The sequence below is a fragment of the Pseudanabaena sp. FACHB-2040 genome (genome assembly GCF_014696715.1).
Classification (GTDB): Bacteria; Cyanobacteriota; Cyanobacteriia; order Phormidesmidales; family Phormidesmidaceae; genus JACVSF01.
In genome coordinates this window covers 467341-488227 of the sequence record NZ_JACJQO010000019.1, presented here as the reverse complement: position 1 = coordinate 488227, position 20887 = coordinate 467341, and the positions used below count along the sequence as shown (strand labels likewise).

Here is a 20887-nt window from a genome sequence, read left to right as displayed (position 1 = left end):
AATGGCGCTGTGGACCCACACCGACTCCATCTCGAACTCGGAACGTGAAACGCAGCAGCGGCGAAAATAGTGAGGGGGTTGCCCCTTGTCAAAATAGCTCGATGCCTGGTCTATCTTCCAAAAGCCCTCTTCCTTCAATGGATGAGGGCTTTTGCTTTGAGCAGGAGTTGAACAGAGATTGGTGCTTGGACTGTGTTTGGGTAAAATAATCCTCTATGTTAAATAGAGACTCCAGTTCAGTTAAATGTTATGCATCAATTTTTGCCGGTTGCCTACTTTAAAGGTCAGTTCACGGCATTTGAAGACGCCAATATTTCTATTGCTACTCATGCTTTGCATTATGGTACAGGCGCTTTTGGTGGCTTAAGAGGGATTCCTGACCCACAAAATCCCAGCCAAATATTGCTATTTCGTTTAGATCGTCATTGCCAACGCCTCAGTAGCAGTGCGCGTCTTCTCAATTTTGGTTTGCCTGCCGACAAAATTCAAAGCGTTATTATTGAGTTTGTCAGACGAAACCGCCCTCAGGTTTCTTTCTACATCCGTCCTCTTGTTTACACCTCCGATCTGGGTATTTCTCCACGGTTGCATAACGTTGAGAAAGACTTTTTTGTTTACGGTCTGGAGTTGGGGGATTATTTATCACCAGAAGGAGTTAGTTGCCGAATTAGCTCTTGGTACCGCCAAGAGGATCGGAGTCTGCCTTTGCGGGGCAAAATCAGTGGGGCTTATATTACTTCTTCTCTAGCTAAAACGGAAGCAGTGGAGTCGGGGTTTGATGAAGCCATTCTGATGAATACTCAAGGTAAGGTCAGTGAAGCCTCGGGCATGAATGTCTTTATCGTTAGAGCCGGCAAGCTAATTACGCCAGGCTATGACCAAGATATCTTGGAAGGAATTACGCGAGAAAGCATCATTACGATCGCAAAAGATTTGGAGATAGAGGTAATTGAACGCCCCGTTGATAAGTCTGAGCTGTTTATCGCTGACGAGGTGTTTCTTAGTGGAACTGCAGCAAAAATTACGCCTGTTAGGCAGATTGAAACTCATCACATGCCTCAGTCGCGCCCCGTTACAGAAAAATTGCGGGAAAAACTGAGCGCAGTGGTTGAGAACCGTGACCCAGCTTACCAGAAGTGGGTTTTTCCGATTGAAGTAGCTTGAGTAGCAGCACTTTGTAACTTACCTGCAGTTTGTCAAAAGCTTGAGGGCATTTTCAAGCGTGTCGGCTTCGGCCGCAGGTTTGTCTTTGCGCCAGCGCAGAATGCGGGGAAAGCGGACGGAAATACCGGATTTGTGCCGAGTGGACTGTGTGATCCCCTCAAAGCCAATCTCGAAGACGTGAATGGGTTCGACAGAGCGAACCGGACCAAATCTTTCTAAAGTGTGGCGGCGAATCCACCGATCTAGCGCTTCGATTTCTTTGTTATCCAGGCCAGAGTAAGCTTTGGCAAAGGGAACCAATGATTCGCCTTGCCAGAGGGCAAACGTGTAATCGGTGAAGAGGTTGGCTCGTTTACCGCTGCCTGCCTGAGCGTAAATTAAAACAGCATCGAGACTCATGGGGTCAACTTTGTATTTCCACCAGTAGCCGCGTTTGCGACCCACTAAATAGGGGCTGTTTAGGGCTTTTAGAAGGAGCCCTTCGGCTCCTTGCTGGCGGGATGTTTCGCGAATTTTCTGAAGGGCCAAAAACGAGTCAAAGGCTAGATTTTGAGACTGGTGAGTTCGCTCAGTAGGTGCTTGGGTTAGAACTTGGGCTAGGAGGGATCGGCGATCGCACAGTTTTTTACCTCGAATATCCTGTCCCTGATGTTCCAGCAGATCATAGGCAATAAAGTGAACTGGGCATTCCTCCAGTATTTTTTGCGTTACCCGCTTGCGACCCAAGCGTTTTTGCAGATGGTTGAAGTCGAGGGGTGCTCCCTCCTGCCAACAGAGAATTTCACCATCGAGCACGGTGCCGTTAGGAAAAATCTGACACGCGGCTTCTAGCTCAGGGAACTGCTGGGTGACGAGATCTTCCCCACGGGACCAAATGAAAACTTGATCCGCCCGCTTAATGATTTGAGCTCGGATGCCGTCCCACTTCCACTCGGCACCCCATTGAGAGAAATCCTCGGTTTTGAACTTATCCTCGTCAATTAGGGAGGCTAGAAAGAAGGGGTAGGGCTGGCTGGGGCTGCTTTGAGTGGTTTCTGGGCTAGTTAGCTGCTGGTAAAACTCGGTAGTCGGCTCAAAATCACCCATTAGGCGATGAGCCAAAACGGCTTCTGACAAGCCACAGGCCTTAGAAAGCCCCTTTATGACCAGCTTTTCAGAGGCCCCAAAGCGAAAAGCGCCAGTCAGTACCTTATTGAGCACAAAGATCTCCTGACCTTTTAGGGCAGCCCACCAAGAGGTAATTAACTGGCTCAAGTCAACCTCTGCCTTAACGGACTTCACCAGTGGAATAATGTCTTCCATCCACTGATGTAAAGGAACGTCAGCACTAGATTGGGAAGGAACGTCAGCACTAGATTGGGTTAGAAGCGGCGTGTCTCGCAGCAGCAGGGCGATGACCTCAGCAGAGTCGCCAACGTGAGCGTAACACTCCTTGAAGAGCCATTCAGGAATGTCAGAAATTTGTAGAAAAACGTCTCTCAAGATGCGGGAGGTAACGAGCCGCTTGCGTGTCTTTCCCAAGAGCAAATAGAGTGCCCAGACTGCGTTAGCGGCAGATTCTTGCTGGAAATAGCTTTGAAGCGCCTGCACCTTCTCGTTGGTCGATGTTGTGGAGTCAACGGCCTCAAAAAGCTCGGTGAAGCGTTTCATGACAGAAAATACAGGGGTTTCTTACAGTCATGATGACACTTTTTTGAAAACTGCCTTGGAGGAGTGATTAGGCTGTACCGCTGAGGTTGCTATGTTTCTTGTAGTGGCTTGCTCAACAAGCTTGAACAGATCTGCCTGAAAGCTCTAAAAATTACTTGGCTGGCTGAATGTACTTTACCCATCCGTAAAGAAGCACGATTGCTAGCAGCAGGACGGCATTCCAGATGGGCGCAACTTGAGCGATCCATAGGCCGATCAGCAGCAGGCTGACTCCATCGGCTAGCAACACAGGTAGGCGCTGAGCTACGCCGCAGGATCGAACAGGCTTAGTCGTTCCAGGCTGCAATTGGATGCGGGCCAGTAGGTTAAACCAGACCTGACTCAGCAAAACGATCAAGGCTCCCCAGCCAATCCAGATACTGGCCGCATAAAAACCTGCTAGTTCGATCGCAATAGTGCTAAGAGTGACCCAGTGAAACCGATTTAGACGTCGGTCTTGCACCTGCTGTTGGGTGGCTTCGATTTGCTGCAGGTCTGCGATCGCCATGTGAGCCTGCTCCAGGCAAATCAACAAGGTCCCTAGAGCCAAGATGCCAAGGGGCCAGTCAAGGCTAGCCCCTTGGCTCCAGCCCAAGCCTCTCATGACTTGTCTAAAGAGACCCAGTGCGGCGGGCAGAAACAGTAAACCGATGATGAGGGGACGGAACGAGGCCAGAGGTAGGACTGAAGAGCGGATAGGGGTATGAGGCAAGGGGAGTCAGGAAATTCGACGAATGTTACCTATTTTGGGACAAAAGGAATGATTTAGTGAGGCTGCTGTGGCAATTTCTCTGGCGGCAGTAGAATAGCCCTGATGTCTCTAAATCGTGACAACGTAGTAAACCTAGGGCATGAGCAGCTAGCTATTTCATAAAACATTTCTGAAGTTTTAACGGCAGCATTTGTTGTTAGTTTGACTATCCATTACTATCCAAGAGATAGCGCTTTAGAGAAGGCTCAAGCTGGTTGAATGAACGTTAAGAAAGTTTCGTTTTATTAACGAAATCTTTGTGGATTGCCACAGATATCTGAGTTTCAACGTTAGAGTCAAAATTCTGGAGCTGGCTACAAGGTTTTAAGTAATTCATCCTGCTGTCACAGAGACCATCCTTAAAAAAACGAGCGAGAACGGCCTTTGTCTATAGGTTGTGTTCGTTGCCAGTCTTAAATCCAATCTAAAAATACTGACCTGAATTTGACTGTTGGCAAATCAGTCTATTGCACAACAAGGAGCTTGCATGACTATAGCCACTGAGCTAGAAACCAGCTTAGAGACTCAATCTGCTGGAGGGAATCAGCCTAAACGGGTTGGCATTCCCAAAGAGGTGTTTGCCGGAGAGAGCCGGGTAGCGGCTACGCCTGAAACGGCTAAAAAGCTGCAAAAGCTGGGTTTTGAAGTTTTGATTGAGAGTGGTGCTGGGGAGGCAGCCAGTTTCCCCGATGCTGCCTATGCAGCGGTAGGGTGTGAGATTCTGCCTGATCCCCAGTCGATTTGGCAGCAAGCGGACATCGTGTTGAAGGTGCGGCCTCCGATTGAGCACCCAACTTTGGGGACACATGAGGCAGATTTGCTGCCTGCAGAAAAGACTTTGATCAGCTTTATCTGGCCTGCCCAAAACCCGGACTTAATGGGCAAACTAGCTGAGCGCCGGGCTACGGTGTTGGCGATGGATCTAGTGCCCCGCATTTCCCGGGCTCAGAAGATGGATGCCCTTAGCTCGATGGCCAATATCGCCGGTTACCGGGCTGTGATAGAAGCTGCTAATCAGTTTGGCCGTTGTTTCACTGGACAGATTACGGCAGCGGGCAAAATGCCTCCGGCGCGGGTGCTGGTGATTGGGGCTGGGGTGGCGGGTCTGGCAGCTATTGGCACAGCCCGTAGCCTGGGTGCGGTGGTCAAAGCTTTTGACACTCGGCCTGCTGTCAAGGAACAGGTGCAGAGTTTGGGGGCTGAGTTTCTAGAGCTGCATTTTCAGGAAGATGGCTCTGGGACGGGTGGCTATGCCAAGGAAATGAGCCCAGCCTTTATTGCAGCGGAGATGGCCCTGTTTGCTCAGCAAGCTAGGGAAGTCGATATTATTGTCACCACGGCGCTGATCCCGGGTAAAAAAGCGCCCCTGCTGATTACTCGGGACATGGTGGAGAGTATGAAGCCGGGATCGGTTGTGGTTGATATGGCGGCAGAGCAAGGGGGAAACTGCGAAGTGACCCAACCTGGCGAAGTCTCTAGCCACAGTGGCGTGAGGATTGTGGGCTTAACCGATTTGCCTAGCCGCATGGCCTCTCAGGCTAGCCAACTCTATGGCACCAACCTCTACCACCTGCTACATGACCTGGGGGGTTCGGCCCAATACAACCTCAATTTTGAGGATGAGGTGATTCGGGGAACGACGGTGATGCGAGCTGGAGAAGTTACCTGGCCCGCACCTCGACCTGCGCCGCTGCCTGCTCAGGAAAAGCCGATGGCGCAGAACCTAGAGGAAGGGAAATCAACCGATGGAGCAGCTCAACCTGACAAAGGATGGTTGGGCACGGTGGTATGGACCACGCTGATCACGCTGGCTTTGATTGCAGTGGGCTTTTGGGCTCCAGACTCATTCCTGTCACACTTGACGGTGTTTGTACTCTCGATTTTTCTGGGCTGGAAAGTGATTTGGGATGTGGCCCCGGCGCTACATACGCCTTTAATGAGCGTTACCAATGCGATTAGCGGCATCATCATCATCGGTGGCATGCTGCAGATCTCTAGCGATTGGACTTCACCCGTCACGATCTTGGGTGCGATCGCAGTTGTCCTTGGCATGGTCAATGTGGCTGGCGGCTTCATGGTGACCCAGCGAATGCTGAACATGTTTCACAGGTAGCTAACAGGGCCATAGAGCACCGGAACAACCCTCAACCTTCTGCCCTTAACCCTCAACCTTCTGCCTTCTCAACCCTTTACCAAAGCACTTATGTCAAATAATCTCCTCACGGTCGCCTACATCGCGGCCAGCGCTCTTTTTATTCTCAGTCTGGGCGGTTTGTCTTACCCTGAAACTGCTAAGCGCGGCAACCTCTATGGTATTGCTGGCATGGTCGTTGCGTTTTTGGCGACGGCCTTGGTGTGCCAGGGCTACTGGCTCCAGGGCGGGGCTCTGGGACTGGGCATTGTGATTGGGGTTTGGGCGGCAGCTCGGGTGCCCATGACGGGCATGCCAGAGATGGTGGCCCTGTTAAACAGCTTTGTGGGTCTGGCGGCGGTGTTGGTGGGCTTTGCTGAGTACCTGCGGCCTGGTACGGGCTATGAGGGAGCTGAGCACACCATTCACCTGGTGGAGATCTATGCTGGGGTGTTTATCGGCATGGTCACCTTTACCGGGTCGCTGGTGGCAGTGGGTAAGCTGCAGGGGAGGCTGCCCGGTAAGCCACTGCTGCTGCCTGCCCGCCATCTGCTTAACCTGACGATGCTAGGAACGATGATCGCGCTGATCGTGCCGTTTATGGGCGCAACCGGCACAGGTGGGCTGGTGCCGCTGGCAGGAATGGCTGCGATCGCAGCTATCTTTGGCGTTCACATCGTGCTGGCCATTGGCGGCGCGGATATGGCGGTAGTCATTTCCATGCTCAACAGCTACTCTGGCTGGGCCTCAACAGCGACAGGTTTTATGCTGGGCAATGACATGCTGATCATTGCGGGAACGCTGGTGGGCAGCAGCGGAGCCATTCTCAGCTACATCATGTGCAAGGGCATGAACCGCTCTTTTCTCAACGTGCTGCTAGGCGGCTTTGGGGAGGGTGTAAGCTCGACTAGCAGCCAGAAGGGCCAGCAGGGTGAGGCAGTTTCTACCACGGCTGAAGAAGCGGTAGAGCTACTCGATCAGGCTAATGACATTATTATTGTGCCGGGGTATGGCATGGCTGTGGCTCAGGCACAGCACGCAATTTCTGAAATTACCCAGATTTTGCGGCGGCAGGGTAAGCAGGTACGATTTGGCATTCACCCAGTGGCGGGCCGGATGCCTGGTCATATGAACGTGCTGCTGGCCGAAGCCAATGTCCCCTACGACATTGTGCTGGAAATGGATGAAATCAACGAAGATTTTCCCCAGACAGACCTAGTGCTGGTAATTGGGGCTAACGATACGGTGAACCCTATTGCTCAGGAAGATCCTGGCAGCCCGATTGCCGGTATGCCGGTGATGGAGGTGTGGAAAGCGGGCCAGGTAGTGGTGCTCAAGCGCAGCCTGTCGGCGGGCTATGCTGGGGTCGATAATCCCTTGTTTTACAAAGACAACACGCTAATGCTGTTTGGAGATGCCAAGGCCAACATTAACGGCATCTTGGCTAAGCTAGCCACCCGGACGACAGCGCCTGAAGCATTAGCGGTCGTTTAGAGGTCAAGCCTGAGAAGCACCTGTGGCCGTCAGCAGTCCCAAACTACTGACGGCCAAACAATGGGTTTGCGATCGCATCAAAAGCTCCTGTCTGCCGCTTGAATTCCTTTCTGCAAAATTTTCAAGATTCGGTAGACTGGGTAGACATGTAAGTGTATTTTCATGAAGCGTTTCTCTACAGGACTATGAACTGGGTTGTGTCAGCCGCACCGAGAGCTGTTTCTGCTGCGCCGACTATTGCGCCTGAAAAGACCAGTCAGACAGTGCGCAATCCATACCCTAATTACAAAATCATTGTGCTCAACGATGATTTCAATACGTTTGATCATGTGATCAGCTGTTTGGTCAAATACATTCCTGGGATGTCTGCCGACCAGGCTAAGCAGTTGACCAATCAAATTCATTTCGAGGGCCAAGCAACAGTTTGGGTAGGGCCGCTAGAGCAGGCTGAACTTTACCACAGCCAGCTTAGTCGGGCGGGGCTAACAATGGCTCCTCTGGAAAAGGCTTAAACCCAGTTGCGAATATCTAAAGCCCGGCAAAATCAGCCAGAAACATAAAGTATTATTTCAAACCCTTAAGACTTTAGGAGGGCATTTTCAATCTCTTAGGGGCTTACTGCCGCGTCTGCGAAAGTGCCCCCCTTCGGTGATATTGTCGATTTTTAGATAGCATTTAACTTTAATACCGCTATGACCAACGCTTCTGAAGGTCGTCTTGTCTGGAATCACTCGACTCATCTGCCAGGGTTGATTCCTATCTTAGAAAAATTATCTGAATACCCTGGCATTCGGACGGTTACGCCGGGAGTGCTGGCAAATGTACGAGCGCATTCGCCGCATATGCGAATTAAAGTATCTGTGCCCACACGGGGCGGCTATAAACTAATTGCTCGCAAGGGCAAAACGGTTCAAGAAGTGTTTGTGTTGACCGAACTTGATCAGGCTAGGCTAGAAGGTGCGATCGCACAGGCCATGCAGACTTAGGCATGAACACACCCCCAGGGTGGCATCAAGAAGGAAAAGCAACATTCTTTACAGACAACGCCTTCTACCGACCTCAAAGTCAGGTAGGGCGGGATCTGGCTGTTTTGGCAGCAGCGGTCTATAAACGACAAAACGGTCAGCTCAGAGTACTAGATGCTATGACAGGCTGTGGTGTCAGACCGCTGCGCTACCAGCTAGAAGCAGAGGCCGATTGGGTGTGGGCCAACGAAGCCAACCCCGATCATCGAGAAGTGCTAGAGCGCAACCTCTCTACTGGAATGAGGCCGCGCTCTTACCGAATTACCCATCAGGATGCCAACCAGGTTTTTTTTGACTGCTACCAGCAGCGAGACTTTTATGACCTGGTAGATATCGACAACTTCGGTAGCCCGTCGCCCTACGCCAGCACCGCCATGTGGGCGACTCGGCTAGGCGGCCTACTCTATCTGACCAGCACCGATGGCCGCTCCACCAGCGGGCACGATCCTGAGCACAGCCTACAAACCTTTGGAACCTATGCCCGATCCCATCCGGCAGTGCATGAACAGGGTCTGCGAATGCTGCTAGGTCACGCTATGCAGCAGGCTGCTGCCAAAGGGTTTAGCATCCAACCGCTGTTTTCGCTCTTTAACGGACAGGTGCACCGGGTTATGGTGCGGCTAGTGATGGGTGTGCCTCTGGAAGCTGAGCATTCTGGCTTTATCGGCTACTGCCACGTTTGCGGCCATTTTCAAACGGTGGGCTGGCGGCAGCTTGGACGCGTGCAGTGCGCCTGCCACCGATACATTGCAACCTATCTCAAGCCCCATCCGCTGGTGCTGAGCGGGCCGCTCTGGCTGGGGCCACTCCACGACCCACACTGGCTGAGTCAGATGAAAAGCTTGGCCGCTGATTGGGACTGGGGCAAGCGGGTTAAGCTGCTAGAAATTATGCAGGCCGAGGCAGACATGCCGCCGTACTACTACCCCCTCGGAGAAATTGGCCGCCTGGGCCAAATGGATATTCCCCGGCGGGAAGTGTTGATACAGGCGCTGTGCGATCGCAACTTTCGCGCCACCCTTACTCACCTAGATTGGGAGGCTGTTAAGACAGACGCCACGATGGCTGAGTGTGTTGCCGTTGCTCGTCATTGTCAGCGGAAATGAGGGTGGAGGGTAGAGGCGGAGGGTGGATGAGTGGAGGGTTAAGGGTGAAAGGGCGAAAAAACTACTTTGTTAAATCATGTGTTTTGCCTTTAACCCCTTTGTTCCCTAGCCTCCTAGTTCTCTTGCTCTTAGCTCTCTGCCCCTAGCTCTCTCTCAAATCCCCCTAATCCTGCTAACCACACCTGCATTCATCCCTTAAACAGTTAGGATCGAAGGAAAGCAGCTTGAGAGCGTTTAGCGATGCCGTCTGAGCCATCCGCCAGGCCACCCCTGGGAAGACTGGAAAAGATTGATTTGTCTACCTACTGGCAGGGGGAAGAGACCGATTTCACGCCCTGGCTGGCGCAGGCTGACAACCTCAAGCTCCTGGGAGACGCCCTTGGGATGGAGCTGGAAGTTGTCATTGAAGAGCAGCAGGTGGGTGCGTTTCAGGTGGATCTGCTGTGCCGGGATCAGGCGACTGATCGCTGGGTTTTGATCGAAAATCAGTTAGAGACGACAGATTTTAGCCATCTAGGCCGGCTGATTACCTACGCGGCGGGGTTAGATGTCTGCAATGTTGTCTGGATTGCCAGTCATTTCTCAGCCGAGCATCGGGCAGCGCTGGATTGGTTAAACCAGATTACCCAGGAAGAGATCAGCTTTTTTGGTCTTGAGATTGAGCTTTGGCGAATTGGCAATGTGGCGATGGCTGCCAATTTCAATCCGGTAGCGCAGCCCCAAAGCTGGGTGCAAACGGTGCCTGAAGTCGAGGTGGTGCCTGAAGTTGAGGAAGAGCCCTTGACCGAAACTCAGCAGCAAAACCTGGATTTTTGGAGCGGCCTGTGTCAGCAAATAGAGCGGCGGGGCAGCATTGTCAAGCCCGGTACGCCTGAGCCGATTGATGCCATTAGGTTTGCTATCGGGCGGGCCTGCTTTCGGCTTATCACGAGCATTAATCGGGAGGATGGCTGCCTTTATACCGAGCTGCATCTAGCTGGGGAAGATGCTCATCCCCACTTTTACTTGCTGGCGGAGGAGCAAGAGACCATTGAGATGGAGATCGGGCTACCGCTAATCTGGGACGATCATGCCGACGATAAAGCCTGCGCCATCTACTGCGCCCTGCCAAATGTGGACCTGAACGATCTGGAGCGCTGGCCCGAGTATTATCACTGGCTCTGTGATCACCTAGAGCGATTCCACGAGGTGTTTGCAGAGCGAGTTAAGCATTTGAACGCTACGGATTACCAGCCGCTGCCAGATTACAGCTTCAATCCGGCGCGCGGATCGTTGATTTTGCCTAGCTGATGGCCCGCTGCTGTAGTGCTTGCAATACCCGAATCAGTATTGTTCACAGTACCCCGTTTGCATGGACAAGGTCTAACCCTGAGCTGGCCTGCCAGGTTGGGGCTCTGTCTAGAGTGTGATGCATTTTACCATTAAGAATCTTTACGATGAGAGGGTCGGGCCCGCATTTGGCTAGATTGCCTCATTATTTATGATCTTTCTCGATGCAGCCGGGTTTTTGAACCCTATCTGCGCTAAAGATACTCCTCATGCCGTCTTTACGGCGCTAATGCCTGCCTTAGGTGAGCGGTTAGACTGCGATCGCACCTTTCTCTACTTGCGATCGCCTCAGCACCGCATTGGGCGAGTGCCTTTTTGCTGGCGGCGCAGTGAGGAAATTCCGGAAGTGTACGACCCAGACTGGAAGCCGGAGCCACCCTCACTGGTAGAAGAAGACCCCATGTTTGCGGCGGCAGTCAGGGCAGAACCCTCCATTTTTATAGAAGATGTGGAGACGGCCAGCCCCGAAGTCTTAAACCGGGCCTTTGAGGCAAAAACCTTTGGCCATCGTGCCTTGATCCACGCGCACCTGTGCCAAGACGGTGAACTGTGGGGCGTTTTGCAGCCAGCGATCTTTGGTCGGCCTCGAGTCTGGAACCAGGCTGAACGGGCACTGATCGACGAAGTCGTTACCCGTCTGACGCCTGTTGCGATCGCCTATGTGAGCGAGCATTTTAACCCCAACTATTCCGAAAAAACTTCTTATGATCGTTAACCTTCAGGATGAGGGCTGGGAGATTATCTATCACCGTGCCCATGCTCTGCTTGCTGCCCAGATCGCCGGAAACTGGGATCGCAGCAAGACGCCTCAACGCATTTATGAAACCCTGGCCGCCATTTCTCATCACGACGACCTAGAAAAAGAGTGGGAAGAAGACCAGCTCACCACAGCTGGGGCCCCTCTAGACTTCACACTGGAGCGGGAAATTGGCCTTGAGAAGATGCAGCGCCATGCCGAGAATGCGCTGTATCGAGGTCGCTGGGTAGCGCTGCTCACCTCCATGCACCTCAGCTTTCTCAATGAGGGCAGGCGCGATCAGGACAAGGATCTGGCGAAATTTCTTGACCAGCAGCAGCAGCAGCAGGCTCAGTGGCGAGAGGAACTGGGGGTAAGTGAAAAAGCGGTAGAGTCGGCCTACTACTTCATGCGCTGGTGCGATCGCTTGTCACTCATTCTCTGCCAGCAGCAGGTGCCAGAGGCAGGGCGGCAGTTAGAGGTGCAGATTGGCCCCGACGGGAAACACTACTACGTTTCGCAGCTAGAGAATGGCAGCGTTGGCGTTACGCCCTGGCCCTTTAACGAGGAAAAGATCACAGTTAACGTAGAAGCCAGCTGCCTCAGTCAGCTTAAATTCGAAAGCAACGATGAACTGCGGCAGGCCCTAAAGCAGGCCCCTCGAAAACTCCTGACCTGGACTTTTGAGCCGACAGCTGCGGCTTAGACCCTAAAGACGTTCCAACGAAACCCCCTTGAGGCTGGCTGGTTTGCCAAGCAGCTAGACCTTGCGTTGGGACTCGTCCTCGTTGCTTTAATTCGTATGAAGAGGGCTTCGGGCCCCTGTGACTTCAGGCTGAAACAGGGCATATTCAGAAGGAGTCTGCGCTCCGCCAAACGGCTTTACTCTAAAGACGCTGGTGATAGCTGCTCTTTGATCAAGCGTAATAGCCCCCTAGTTCTCCTAGCCCCTTGAATCTCTGCCCGTCAACCTGAATGCTCAAGCATGGTCAACGGTTAGCAATCTTTTAGGAAAACTCAAACTGCTGCTGGGTGTGCCTCTACCGACCTCACCCAATTGACGCCAGTTAAATAGGAGGCGCACTATAATGCCGAACGAATTTTCTGGGATAGCGCTCAGGCCATTTGCTGCCCCCAGTAGTGAGACTGTTTTAGCCGATCTTGCTGCTGAGGAGCCGGGCCAAACTTTACCCCACACGACCGGCGACTCAATCACTGCAATGCCCCTAGCAGTGCTTTCGGAGTACCTGGGTGCAGCAGGGAGAGCAGGGAGTTCTCAGTCCATTGGCCTGTCTATATCCTCTACTCTTAGAGATCAAGATGGCTGGCAGGAATGGCCGCTAGCTCAAAAGGGCCTGCTGGCTACCGAGCCAGACGACCTGCTGGTATTTACAGAAGGCGATGACCTAAAGCCGATTTGGGAAGAAGTAAAGTCGCACCTGAGCGACTGGCGGCAGCGGGCCAACTGGTCGCTGGATATGCGGCAAGTGTTTGGAGAAAGCTGGCATCTAGGTCAGGCAGAGCAGCTAATAGAGGGCATTATTTCGGGGCAGGCTCGGCCTCAGATCGAGCTAGTTCCCTTAGCTAGCCTGCAGGCGAAAGGTGCGTTTGCCGCAGCCCACAACCGCCTATTTTTAGCAGAAGAGCTATTACAGCCCGCTAAAGCCGATGAGCTGACAGCTGTGCTGCTGGAGGAACTGGGCCATTTCATCGATGCTCAGCTCAACTGGGTGGATTCGCCCGGTGATGAGGGGGCGATGTTTGCTGCTCTGGTGCAGCAGCAACTCAGCCCGGAGATCTGGGCTGCTCTCAAGGCAGAAGACGACACGGCAGGGTTGACCTGGCAGGGACAGACCTTCGCTGTGGAACAGGCCTCGCTAGAAGATGGGGTACTGACGGTCGGGGCCTCAGGCCAAGTAACCGTGCAATATGTGTATGACGGCGGCTCCTACTCTGGCCAAGTGGCGCTGTTTAGCCTAACCGGCATGGAAAATCTGCAGCCTGGCTCCCAAGCCTTTATTCAAGAGGCAGCCCGCCGGGCGCTGAGCGGCTCCCAGCAGGGCCATGTGGTGATTTCTGAACGAGATCAGGGCGCAGTGCTCAGCAGCCAGTCGGAGGGAGAGATCTCTAGCGTTGGGGACACTGGGAGTACTCGGGTCTTCTCTATGCAGGCCAGCGATCGCATTGCCGTTATGCTCGTTCCCAATGGCACTGTTGAGATGGTGCGGCAAAGACCATCAGCCGAGGGCAGCCTGAGGCCTCTATTCTCTGTATCAGCCGCTAACCCCCGTGGCCATGTTCAGATGGGGCAGCTCTCTGGCAGTTCAACCGGGGGGGTCTACGCACTTGAAGATTTGCGCTTTGACCAGCGCTCTGATGGGGATTACAACGACGTGATTTTTAGAATCGAGGGGGCGACCGGGCGAGTCGAGTCTGTCTCGAACCTGCTGGAAGCCCCGACTTGGCCGGGTGCAGTTTTGGAGTTGCCGGTTGAAGTTCCGTCTGTACCGGGTACGCCGGGTACGCCAACCAGTCCAGGCTTGCCGACTCAGCCCGGAGTAAATGTGTTGACCTCGATTGTGGACAGCGTAGAGAAGTTTACGCCGGCCTCTAGTGAGGCGCAGATTGCCGCCAGTGGAGCTGCCCGCATCACCCTGGGGAGTCGCACGGTCTATATCGGGACGAATCAGGTCAGCAGTATCAACCAGAACCCCATTATTGCCAGCTTTGACAGCGCTAACTCACTGAATAACTGGGTACGAACAGACTACGAAATGACCGGGGCAGATGGGCGCGGGTTGGGGCTAGCCTGGAGCGGTAATGACCTGTACGGCATCTTCAGCGTAGATGGTACTCAGGGCACTGCCAATCAAGACTTCCGCCGAGCCAGTGCCAGTGCTGAGCAGGCTTGGCTAAGAAGCTATGGTCAGGGGGGTGGACCTAAGGTTGCTGTGTTAGGCCGAATTGATTTGGCGACGGGGCAGTTGCTAGATGCCGTTTACCTGTCGGCAGTGCTGAGCAACGGCAACAGCAATAGCCTCAGCATTACCGGGCTGGCTGTCAACAACAGCGGCAATCTGGTTGTGAGCGCTCAGTCTTTCTTCGCGCCGCGTCGCCCTAATGGGCAGGCAATGACCCAGGTAACGCCAGGGAGTTCACCCTTTGCCTATACTGTGGAACTTACACCTAACCTGAAGCGGGTGGTCAGCACTGCGGCGGTGGGCTGGACCTGAGGTAGCTGTTGTGAATTACTAAAGACATTTAGGCTAAATAGTAAGAGCACAAGTGCTTTGATGGGCACGCTTTGGTTTGCCTATTCTACAAAACTGTTTATCCTAGGCTGTATCAGGGCTTTGGTCATAGCCTGAGGGAAATTCAACGCTCATCTGCCGTTTCTGATCATGAAGGTACTGCTGATTCACGGCATGGCTCGCACTTCACTCTCTCTTATGGGTCTGGAGCGGCGGCTTTTCCAGGCTGGGTTTACGTCTGAGCACTTTGGCTACTTTGCCTTCGCTGAGTCTTTTGATCAGATTGTTGAGCGGCTGCAGCGGCGGCTGCAGGTTCTGTCGGCCCAAGGCCCCTATGCGGTGGTGGTTCACTCTCTGGGGGGGCTGATGATTCGGGCTGCGCTGGGAGGCAGGGCCAGCGACTGCCCTCAGCACGTAATCATGCTGGGTACGCCGAATCAGCCGCCCCGGCTGGCGCTACACGCTTGGCAAGTACTGCCCTTTCGCTGGTTTACCGGCCAGTGTGGCTTTAATTTGACCTGTCCAGATTTTTATCAGAAGCTGCCGCTGCTGCTCTGCCCCTACACTATCATCGCGGGTACAGTGGGGCCGCGTGGTAGTTGGAGTCCCTTTGGCGATGAGATCAATGACGGTATTGTGGCGCTGAGTGAGACGCAACTGGGGCCGTGCGATCGCATACTGCAGCTGCCCGTTTGGCATACTTTTATGATGAATGACCCGGCAGTTCAAGATGCGGTGGTGCAGGCATTGACAACTGCGATTCCAGTGGTTGCTACTTCAGCTGAGGTGGCTGAGCCTGGGCTGCGAACCCCTCAATAGCTGTGTGTAGGGTGAGGAAAATGTGCTCTGAGCCAATTTGATTTAGCAACCCTGAGCGCTTGAGCTGTGCGTAGAGATCTTGCTTGACCCGTGCCATCGCGAAGGTAATGCTGCTGGTTCTCAGTTCCCGGCTAAACTCCTCCAGCGTGTCTAGAGCCGTGATATCGATTTCAGGAATCGCTTCGGTATCGAGCACAAACCAGGCTACTGGAATGGTTTCGGCCTCAATTGCCAGCCAGGCTCGGCGCTTGAAGTTCTCGACATTGGCAAAGCACAGCGGTGCATCGTAGCGGTACAGGACCAGGCCCGGAATGGTTGAAGTTTCGGGCCAGTCGTCGATATCGTGTAGCCCCGGCAGCCCTGGCACAGTGCCCAAGACAGCATCGTGGGGACGGGCGACTCGGGCAAACAGGTCGATCACCGACAGGCTGACTGCGATCGCAACTCCTACCAACAAGTCTGTCATCAAAACCCCAACGGTGGTGATTAGGGCCAGCCCCAGCTCGGTGCGACGGAATCGTTGTAGGCGCTGAAACTCAACCACATCGATCAGCTTGAGAGCAGCAAAAATCACGATGCCGCCCAGCGCTGCACCCGGAAACAGGGCTAGAACAGGCCGCAGAAACAGTAGCACCAGAATGACAACCCCCATCGCCACTCCCGAAAAGAGTTGGGTTTTGCTACCCAAAGAATCGCCGATCACGGTGCGACTGCCGCTGCTGCTGATCGGAAACCCCTGCATTAAACCATTGCTGAAGTTGGCGGCACCGAGAGCCAACAGCTCCTGATTGGCATCAATTTTGTACTGGTTGCGGGCGGCAAAGGCGCGTGCTGTTAGCACGTTATCGGAGTATCCTACGACGGCTATGCCCACAGCAGACCCTAGCAGCGGCAGCAGGTCTAAGCCTGCAAACTGAGGCAAGGCAAATTGGGGTAGACCTGCCGGGATGGGGCCGACTACGGCTACTCCCTGCTGATCTAACCGCAGAACGGCAACGGCTAGGGTTGCCAGCAGTACTGCCAACAACGGGCCAGGAGCCGTGGGAAAGCGACGCTGCACCACCAGCAGGAAGGTCAGCACCAGAGCGGCCAGCAGGAAGGTGGGCCAGTGCATCTGGTCAGTTTTCTGCAAAAACTCACCGACCTGACCTAGGACTGAATCGGCCTCAATATCGATGCCGCTGATTTTGCCCAGCTGACTGGCGATCATGATCAGCGCTACCCCGGCCATGTAGCCGATCAAAATCGGTTTGGAAAGCAGGTTGGCTAAAAAGCCTAAACGAGCCACATAGCCTACTAAGCAGACCAGCCCGACCAAAATAGCTAGGAGAGCTGCGATCGCACTGTAGCTTCCCCCCGCCGCCGCCAAAGGAGCCACTGCCGCCGCCGTCATCACCGCCGTTGTTGATTCTGGGCCGACCGAGAGCTGGGGCGACGAGCCCAGCAGCCCGTACACCACCATCGGCGGCAAAATTGCCCACAGCCCTGCTACCGGCCCGACCCCCGCTAGCTCTCCATAGGCCATACACTGGGGAATCAAGTAGGCGGCTACCGTTACGCCCGCTAGAATATCTCCTCGCAGCCAGGCTGGCTTGTAGTGCAGCAGCGGCCGCAGTCCCGGCATGAATCGAAAAATATTGGAATACGCGTTGATGACCTTCACCTCGCACCTCAATCAGGGTTAAGAAACGGTTAACCCCTTCATGTTTAGCTTACGCGGTCATCCCAGCCTTAATTGAAATGCTTAGAACATCGTTAACTGGTCACCCTGTCCTCTGCCTTCTCCTCTTTGCCCTCTTCTACCCTCCCTAAGGCCTCATTACCTGAGTAATCGCCTGAACCAACATACGAGGCTCAATTGGCTTAGCCAAGTGCCTCTGAAATCCGGCAGCGAGGGCCTGCTGTTGATCAGACAGGCGGGCATGGGCAGTTAGTGCGATCGCAGGGATCTGGGCCTGGGGGTCGCTCATTTGAGTTCTCAGTTTGTGCATCAGGGTGTAGCCGTCCATATCGGGCATGCTGATATCGCACAGGAGCACAGCGGGAGTTTCAGAATTAAGAATCTCTAGCGCTTCAATGGCTGAAGCAGCAGCAGTTACCTGGGCTCCTTCTGTTCGCAGTAGGCAGCTCAGAAAAGCTAGGGTATCGGCATCATCATCTACGACTAGCACCTGCACGCCCTCTAAAGAGGTTGTAGCCGGAGTGACGGTGCTGGGGCGGCTGGGTTGGGCAGGAGACTGTCCCAGCTGTAGCGGCAGCCTGACCGTGAAAGTAGATCCCTGGTTGCGCCCTGGGCTGTCTGCCTGAATTGCGCCCTGGTGCTGCTCGACCAGATGGCGAACAATGGCTAGGCCCAGGCCGAGGCCACCGTGACTACGGGTGGTGGTGCTGTCGGCCTGGCGGAAGCGCTCGAAGACGTAGGGTAAGAACTCAGGTTCGATGCCGATGCCGGTGTCGATCACCTGAACCTGCGCCCACTGCTGGGGGGTCTGGTCGGCCTCTGAATCTGCAGCCGCTTCAACAGCTGACACATGAACCTCAATGCGGCCTTGCTCAGGCGTAAACTTGACGGCGTTGGTCAGCAGATTCCAGATCACCTGCTGCAGCCGCATGGCATCGCCCACCACTTCTAAGCCGCAATTGGGGTCGAATTGGAGCACCAGCGTGATCCCTTTCGCTTCAGCCAGGGAACGTACCGTGTCTAGAGCCGCATTGGCAACGGCAGCCAGATCGACTGGATGACGCTCTAGCTGGAGCTTACCCCGCACGATTTGCGAAACATCTAGAATATCTTCAATCAGTTTGGCTTGGGAATGAGCGTTGCGCTCAATGATCTCTAGGGCATTGGCCAGGGTGCTCTCATTGCACGGCCGCGATCTGATGAGGTGAGTCCAGCCCAGAATGGCGTTGAGCGGAGTTCGCAGTTCGTGGGACAAGATGGCAATAAACTCGTCCTTCATTCGGTTAGCGGCTTCGGCTTCTTCACGCGCCGCCTGCTCTCGAATGATGCGGGCATTGGCAGCTTCGGCCTGCTTGCGCTCGGTAATATCTTCAATCGTGCCTACATGGCCCAAAAACTTGCCCTGATCCGACAACATCCGAGCTGCCCGGATATGGCCCCAAAGAGGAGCCGCCGCTGGAGTGGACAGTCTAAATTCCAGCGAATACTCCTGCCCTCCCTGCAGATAGTCAGACCAGGTTGCTGCAGCCTCTGGCTGATCGTCTGCGTGAACTGCCTGGAGCCAATTTTGACAGGCTTCCTCGGCGAGGCCGCAGAGGGCCTGAAAGCGTGGGTTTGTGTAAACGCATCGGCCGCTCGTCTCGGTGACAAAGACGCCCACCGGAGAGCAAGTGCTGAGGGAGCGAAACCGCTCTTCACTCATCTGCAGCTCTGTGTTGATGGTTTCTAGCTGGGCGGTCTGCTGCTGTAGGGCTGCCGTTTGCTGCCGCAGAGCCTCGGTTTTTCTAAACAGCTCAATAAAAACCGCCACCTTAGATTTCAAAACGTTGGTGGCAATTGGCTTGATGAGATAATCGACGGCTCCCAGGGCATAGCCGCGAAACATAAATTGTTCGGTGGTGCTGAAGGCGGTGAGAAAAATAATCGGCGTTTCGCGCGATCGCTCTCGGCTGCGGATCAGTGAGGCTACCTCAAAGCCGTCCATATTGGGCATCTGCACGTCTAGCAGGATGACGGCAAAGTCTTGGTGGAGCAGGTGGCGGAGGGCGGCTTCTCCAGACATTGCCCGCACTAAATTTTGGCCCAAATCCTCCAGAATCGCTTCCAGCGCCAGCAGATTCTCCGGCTGATCGTCCACCAGCAGAATATTCACTTTCGACTCAGAGAGCATGAATCTACCTTCCTGCCGGACTACAGAGGTGAATCAGGTGGGCTGCAATATCAGATAGTGGCAGAACCTGATCGACAGAAACGGTTGCGATCGCAGCCCGAGGCAAAACAGGAGACTCTGCCGTTTCAGGGGACTGCACAATGGTAGCGCCTCCCCGCGCTTTGACGGCGGCCAGCCCCTGCACCCCGTCCTGATTGGCTCCAGTTAGCAATACGCCAATGAGCCGCTTACCGTAGGCATCGGCAGCCGATTCTAGCAGCACGTCAATTGAGGGACGGGCATAGGAAACAGGCTCATCCGTAGATAGGGAAAAGTACCCCGGCTCTACCAGCAGGTGGTAGTTAGCAGGGGCCATATAGACATGTCCGGGCAAAATTTGGGTTTTGTCTTCGACTTCGCCAACGGGTAACGGAGTGAACTGTTGCAAAAAGGCAGTCAAAGCTGTGTCAGATTCTTTGTGACGGTGCTGAACAATTGCGATCGCGGCTGGAAAATCCCTCGGTAAACTTCTTAGCACATTCTTAAGAGCTGATAATCCTCCCAGAGAAGTACCCACCGCCACCAGCTCAAAGGCCACTAATCGCGTCTCCGGTAAAGTTTCTCAGCCCTGACCAAAGGCTCATACTGGTGCTCGTAGGCAGTAAATCTCAAGGTTTCCTGCTTGCCCAGCCCTAAGATGCCGAATTTACAGAGGCTATTGTAAAACAGCTTGTGGACCTGGTTTTGCAGCCCCTGATTAAAATAGATCAACACATTGCGGCAGAGAATCACGTTGAACTCGTTAAAGGAGCCATCAGTGACCAGATTGTGCATCCCAAATACAATATGCTGCCGCAGAGTTGGTCGTAGAATAGCGCTGCCGTGGCTGGCCGTATAGTACTCAGAAAAGGAGCGACTACCCCCTGCCTTGAGATAAAGCTGGGTGTACTCCTGCATTTGGCTTTGAGGGTAGATCCCGTTGCGGGCGGCCTGCAGCACCTGCTCGTTGGTATCTGTGGCGTAGATGCGGCAGCGGTGGTAGATCCCTGCCTCCTGCAACAAGATTGCCATTGAATAGACCTCTTGCCCCGTCGAGCAGCCCGCATGCCAAATGCGAATGAAGGGATAGGTTCGCAAAATGGGCACTACCTGCTCTCGAAACGCAACATAGAAGCTAGGGTCGCGGAACATAGCGGTGGTGTTGACAGTTAGGCCCAACAGCAGCCGCTCTACACAGGCCCGATCCTGAAGCACACTTCTCTGCAGCTCCGAGATAGAAGATAGCCCCTCTGTTCGCAGAAAATTTCGGACCCGGCGCTTTAGCGAGGCAGCGGCATAGTTGCGAAAGTCATAGCCATAGAGCTGGTAAACTCGATCTACCAGCAGCCGCACTTCAACATCTTCTGGGCCTAACACCGACTTTTCTAACACCATAGGTGTGCGCATCAAAACTCAATGGCTCAGGCAGTCTTTAAACAGATCTGAAACGGAAAATACCGCTCAAACCCTTGCCAGGAAACAATTTCCAGCATGAACGACCGTTTCTATCTTGACAAGACAGG

The 20887-nt window shown here is 53.9% G+C and carries 17 protein-coding genes; 11 read left to right on the top strand and 6 right to left on the bottom strand.

Features of this window, described 5'->3' with window-relative positions; all coding sequences use genetic code 11:
- Positions 1-249 precede the first annotated feature (249 nt).
- Positions 250-1164: a branched-chain amino acid transaminase gene (locus tag H6G13_RS22420; RefSeq protein WP_190486970.1), complete on the top strand. Its 915-nt coding sequence runs from the start codon at positions 250-252 to the stop codon at positions 1162-1164.
- Positions 1165-1182: 18 nt separating this feature from the next.
- On the opposite strand, the gene H6G13_RS22415 is transcribed toward H6G13_RS22420, so the two are convergent.
- Positions 1183-2814 carry an ATP-dependent DNA ligase gene (locus tag H6G13_RS22415; RefSeq protein WP_190486967.1) on the bottom strand — a complete coding sequence of 544 codons (1632 nt, stop codon included), beginning with the start codon at positions 2812-2814 and terminating at the stop codon, positions 1183-1185.
- Positions 2815-2965: 151 nt separating this feature from the next.
- Positions 2966-3565 (bottom strand): hypothetical protein, encoded by a 600-nt coding sequence (locus H6G13_RS22410; RefSeq protein WP_199306502.1) that lies wholly within the window; start codon positions 3563-3565, stop codon positions 2966-2968.
- 526 nt (positions 3566-4091) lie between these two features.
- On the opposite strand from H6G13_RS22410, the gene pntA reads away from it, so the two are divergent.
- The 10 genes from pntA (at position 4092) to H6G13_RS22360 (ending at position 15495) form a co-directional block, all read left to right on the top strand.
- Entirely contained in the window at positions 4092-5717 is a 1626-nt protein-coding gene (gene pntA / locus H6G13_RS22405) for a Re/Si-specific NAD(P)(+) transhydrogenase subunit alpha (RefSeq protein WP_190486965.1), read from the top strand.
- A 90-nt stretch (positions 5718-5807) separates the two neighbouring features.
- Positions 5808-7229, top strand: coding sequence for an NAD(P)(+) transhydrogenase (Re/Si-specific) subunit beta (locus H6G13_RS22400; RefSeq protein WP_190486962.1), 1422 nt, complete (start codon positions 5808-5810; stop codon positions 7227-7229).
- A 185-nt stretch (positions 7230-7414) separates the two neighbouring features.
- Positions 7415-7741 carry an ATP-dependent Clp protease adapter ClpS gene (clpS, locus tag H6G13_RS22395; RefSeq protein WP_190486960.1) on the top strand — a complete coding sequence of 109 codons (327 nt, stop codon included), beginning with the start codon at positions 7415-7417 and terminating at the stop codon, positions 7739-7741.
- A gap of 180 nt (positions 7742-7921) precedes the next feature.
- Entirely contained in the window at positions 7922-8215 is a 294-nt protein-coding gene (locus tag H6G13_RS22390) for a DUF2103 domain-containing protein (protein ID WP_190486958.1), read from the top strand.
- 2 nt (positions 8216-8217) lie between these two features.
- Complete coding sequence (locus tag H6G13_RS22385) at positions 8218-9360, top strand: tRNA (guanine-N1)-methyltransferase (RefSeq protein ID WP_190486956.1); 1143 nt, start codon at positions 8218-8220, stop codon at positions 9358-9360.
- A gap of 240 nt (positions 9361-9600) precedes the next feature.
- Complete coding sequence (locus H6G13_RS22380) at positions 9601-10650, top strand: DUF4268 domain-containing protein (protein ID WP_190486954.1); 1050 nt, start codon at positions 9601-9603, stop codon at positions 10648-10650.
- 190 nt (positions 10651-10840) lie between these two features.
- Positions 10841-11404: a GAF domain-containing protein gene (locus H6G13_RS22375; protein WP_190486952.1), complete on the top strand. Its 564-nt coding sequence runs from the start codon at positions 10841-10843 to the stop codon at positions 11402-11404.
- Positions 11394-12131, top strand: a complete 738-nt coding sequence (locus tag H6G13_RS22370) for a DUF3891 family protein (protein ID WP_190486949.1) — start codon at positions 11394-11396, stop codon at positions 12129-12131. Before H6G13_RS22375 ends, H6G13_RS22370 begins: the two co-directional genes overlap by 11 nt.
- Before the next feature lie 382 nt (positions 12132-12513).
- The gene (locus H6G13_RS22365; RefSeq protein WP_190486947.1) at positions 12514-14658 is read left to right on the top strand and encodes a DUF4114 domain-containing protein; all 2145 of its coding nucleotides are present in this window, start codon (positions 12514-12516) and stop codon (positions 14656-14658) included.
- Positions 14659-14826: 168 nt separating this feature from the next.
- Positions 14827-15495, top strand: coding sequence for an alpha/beta hydrolase (locus H6G13_RS22360; protein ID WP_190486945.1), 669 nt, complete (start codon positions 14827-14829; stop codon positions 15493-15495).
- Here H6G13_RS22360 and H6G13_RS22355 read toward each other — a convergent pair.
- The 4 genes from H6G13_RS22355 to H6G13_RS22340 all read right to left on the bottom strand — a co-directional run bounded on the left by H6G13_RS22355 (position 15449) and on the right by H6G13_RS22340 (position 20759).
- Complete coding sequence (locus tag H6G13_RS22355; protein WP_190487051.1) at positions 15449-17119, bottom strand: solute carrier family 26 protein; 1671 nt, start codon at positions 17117-17119, stop codon at positions 15449-15451. The genes H6G13_RS22360 and H6G13_RS22355 overlap by 47 nt on opposite strands.
- A 184-nt stretch (positions 17120-17303) precedes the next feature.
- Positions 17304-19346, bottom strand: coding sequence for a response regulator (locus H6G13_RS22350; RefSeq protein WP_190486943.1), 2043 nt, complete (start codon positions 19344-19346; stop codon positions 17304-17306).
- Between the two features lie 4 nt (positions 19347-19350).
- Complete coding sequence (locus tag H6G13_RS22345; protein WP_190486941.1) at positions 19351-19923, bottom strand: chemotaxis protein CheB; 573 nt, start codon at positions 19921-19923, stop codon at positions 19351-19353.
- Complete coding sequence (locus H6G13_RS22340; protein ID WP_190486939.1) at positions 19923-20759, bottom strand: protein-glutamate O-methyltransferase CheR; 837 nt, start codon at positions 20757-20759, stop codon at positions 19923-19925. The genes H6G13_RS22345 and H6G13_RS22340 overlap by 1 nt, the downstream gene beginning before the upstream one ends.
- Between the last annotated feature and the right edge of the window lie 128 nt (positions 20760-20887).

Bases quoted from the DNA above. Each gene is read 5' to 3' on its own strand.
- H6G13_RS22420 (WP_190486970.1), top strand. From the start codon at position 250: ATGCATCAATTTTTGCCGGTTGCCTACTTTAAAGGTCAGTTCACGGCA.
- H6G13_RS22415 (WP_190486967.1), bottom strand. From the start codon at position 2,814: ATGAAACGCTTCACCGAGCTTTTTGAGGCCGTTGACTCCACAACATCG.
- pntA (WP_190486965.1), top strand. From the start codon at position 4,092: ATGACTATAGCCACTGAGCTAGAAACCAGCTTAGAGACTCAATCTGCT.
- H6G13_RS22400 (WP_190486962.1), top strand. From the start codon at position 5,808: ATGTCAAATAATCTCCTCACGGTCGCCTACATCGCGGCCAGCGCTCTT.
- clpS (WP_190486960.1), top strand. From the start codon at position 7,415: ATGAACTGGGTTGTGTCAGCCGCACCGAGAGCTGTTTCTGCTGCGCCG.
- H6G13_RS22390 (WP_190486958.1), top strand. From the start codon at position 7,922: ATGACCAACGCTTCTGAAGGTCGTCTTGTCTGGAATCACTCGACTCAT.
- H6G13_RS22385 (WP_190486956.1), top strand. From the start codon at position 8,218: ATGAACACACCCCCAGGGTGGCATCAAGAAGGAAAAGCAACATTCTTT.
- H6G13_RS22380 (WP_190486954.1), top strand. From the start codon at position 9,601: ATGCCGTCTGAGCCATCCGCCAGGCCACCCCTGGGAAGACTGGAAAAG.
- H6G13_RS22375 (WP_190486952.1), top strand. From the start codon at position 10,841: ATGATCTTTCTCGATGCAGCCGGGTTTTTGAACCCTATCTGCGCTAAA.
- H6G13_RS22370 (WP_190486949.1), top strand. From the start codon at position 11,394: ATGATCGTTAACCTTCAGGATGAGGGCTGGGAGATTATCTATCACCGT.
- H6G13_RS22365 (WP_190486947.1), top strand. From the start codon at position 12,514: ATGCCGAACGAATTTTCTGGGATAGCGCTCAGGCCATTTGCTGCCCCC.
- H6G13_RS22360 (WP_190486945.1), top strand. From the start codon at position 14,827: ATGAAGGTACTGCTGATTCACGGCATGGCTCGCACTTCACTCTCTCTT.
- H6G13_RS22355 (WP_190487051.1), bottom strand. From the start codon at position 17,119: ATGCCGGGACTGCGGCCGCTGCTGCACTACAAGCCAGCCTGGCTGCGA.
- H6G13_RS22350 (WP_190486943.1), bottom strand. From the start codon at position 19,346: ATGCTCTCTGAGTCGAAAGTGAATATTCTGCTGGTGGACGATCAGCCG.
- H6G13_RS22340 (WP_190486939.1), bottom strand. From the start codon at position 20,759: ATGGTGTTAGAAAAGTCGGTGTTAGGCCCAGAAGATGTTGAAGTGCGG.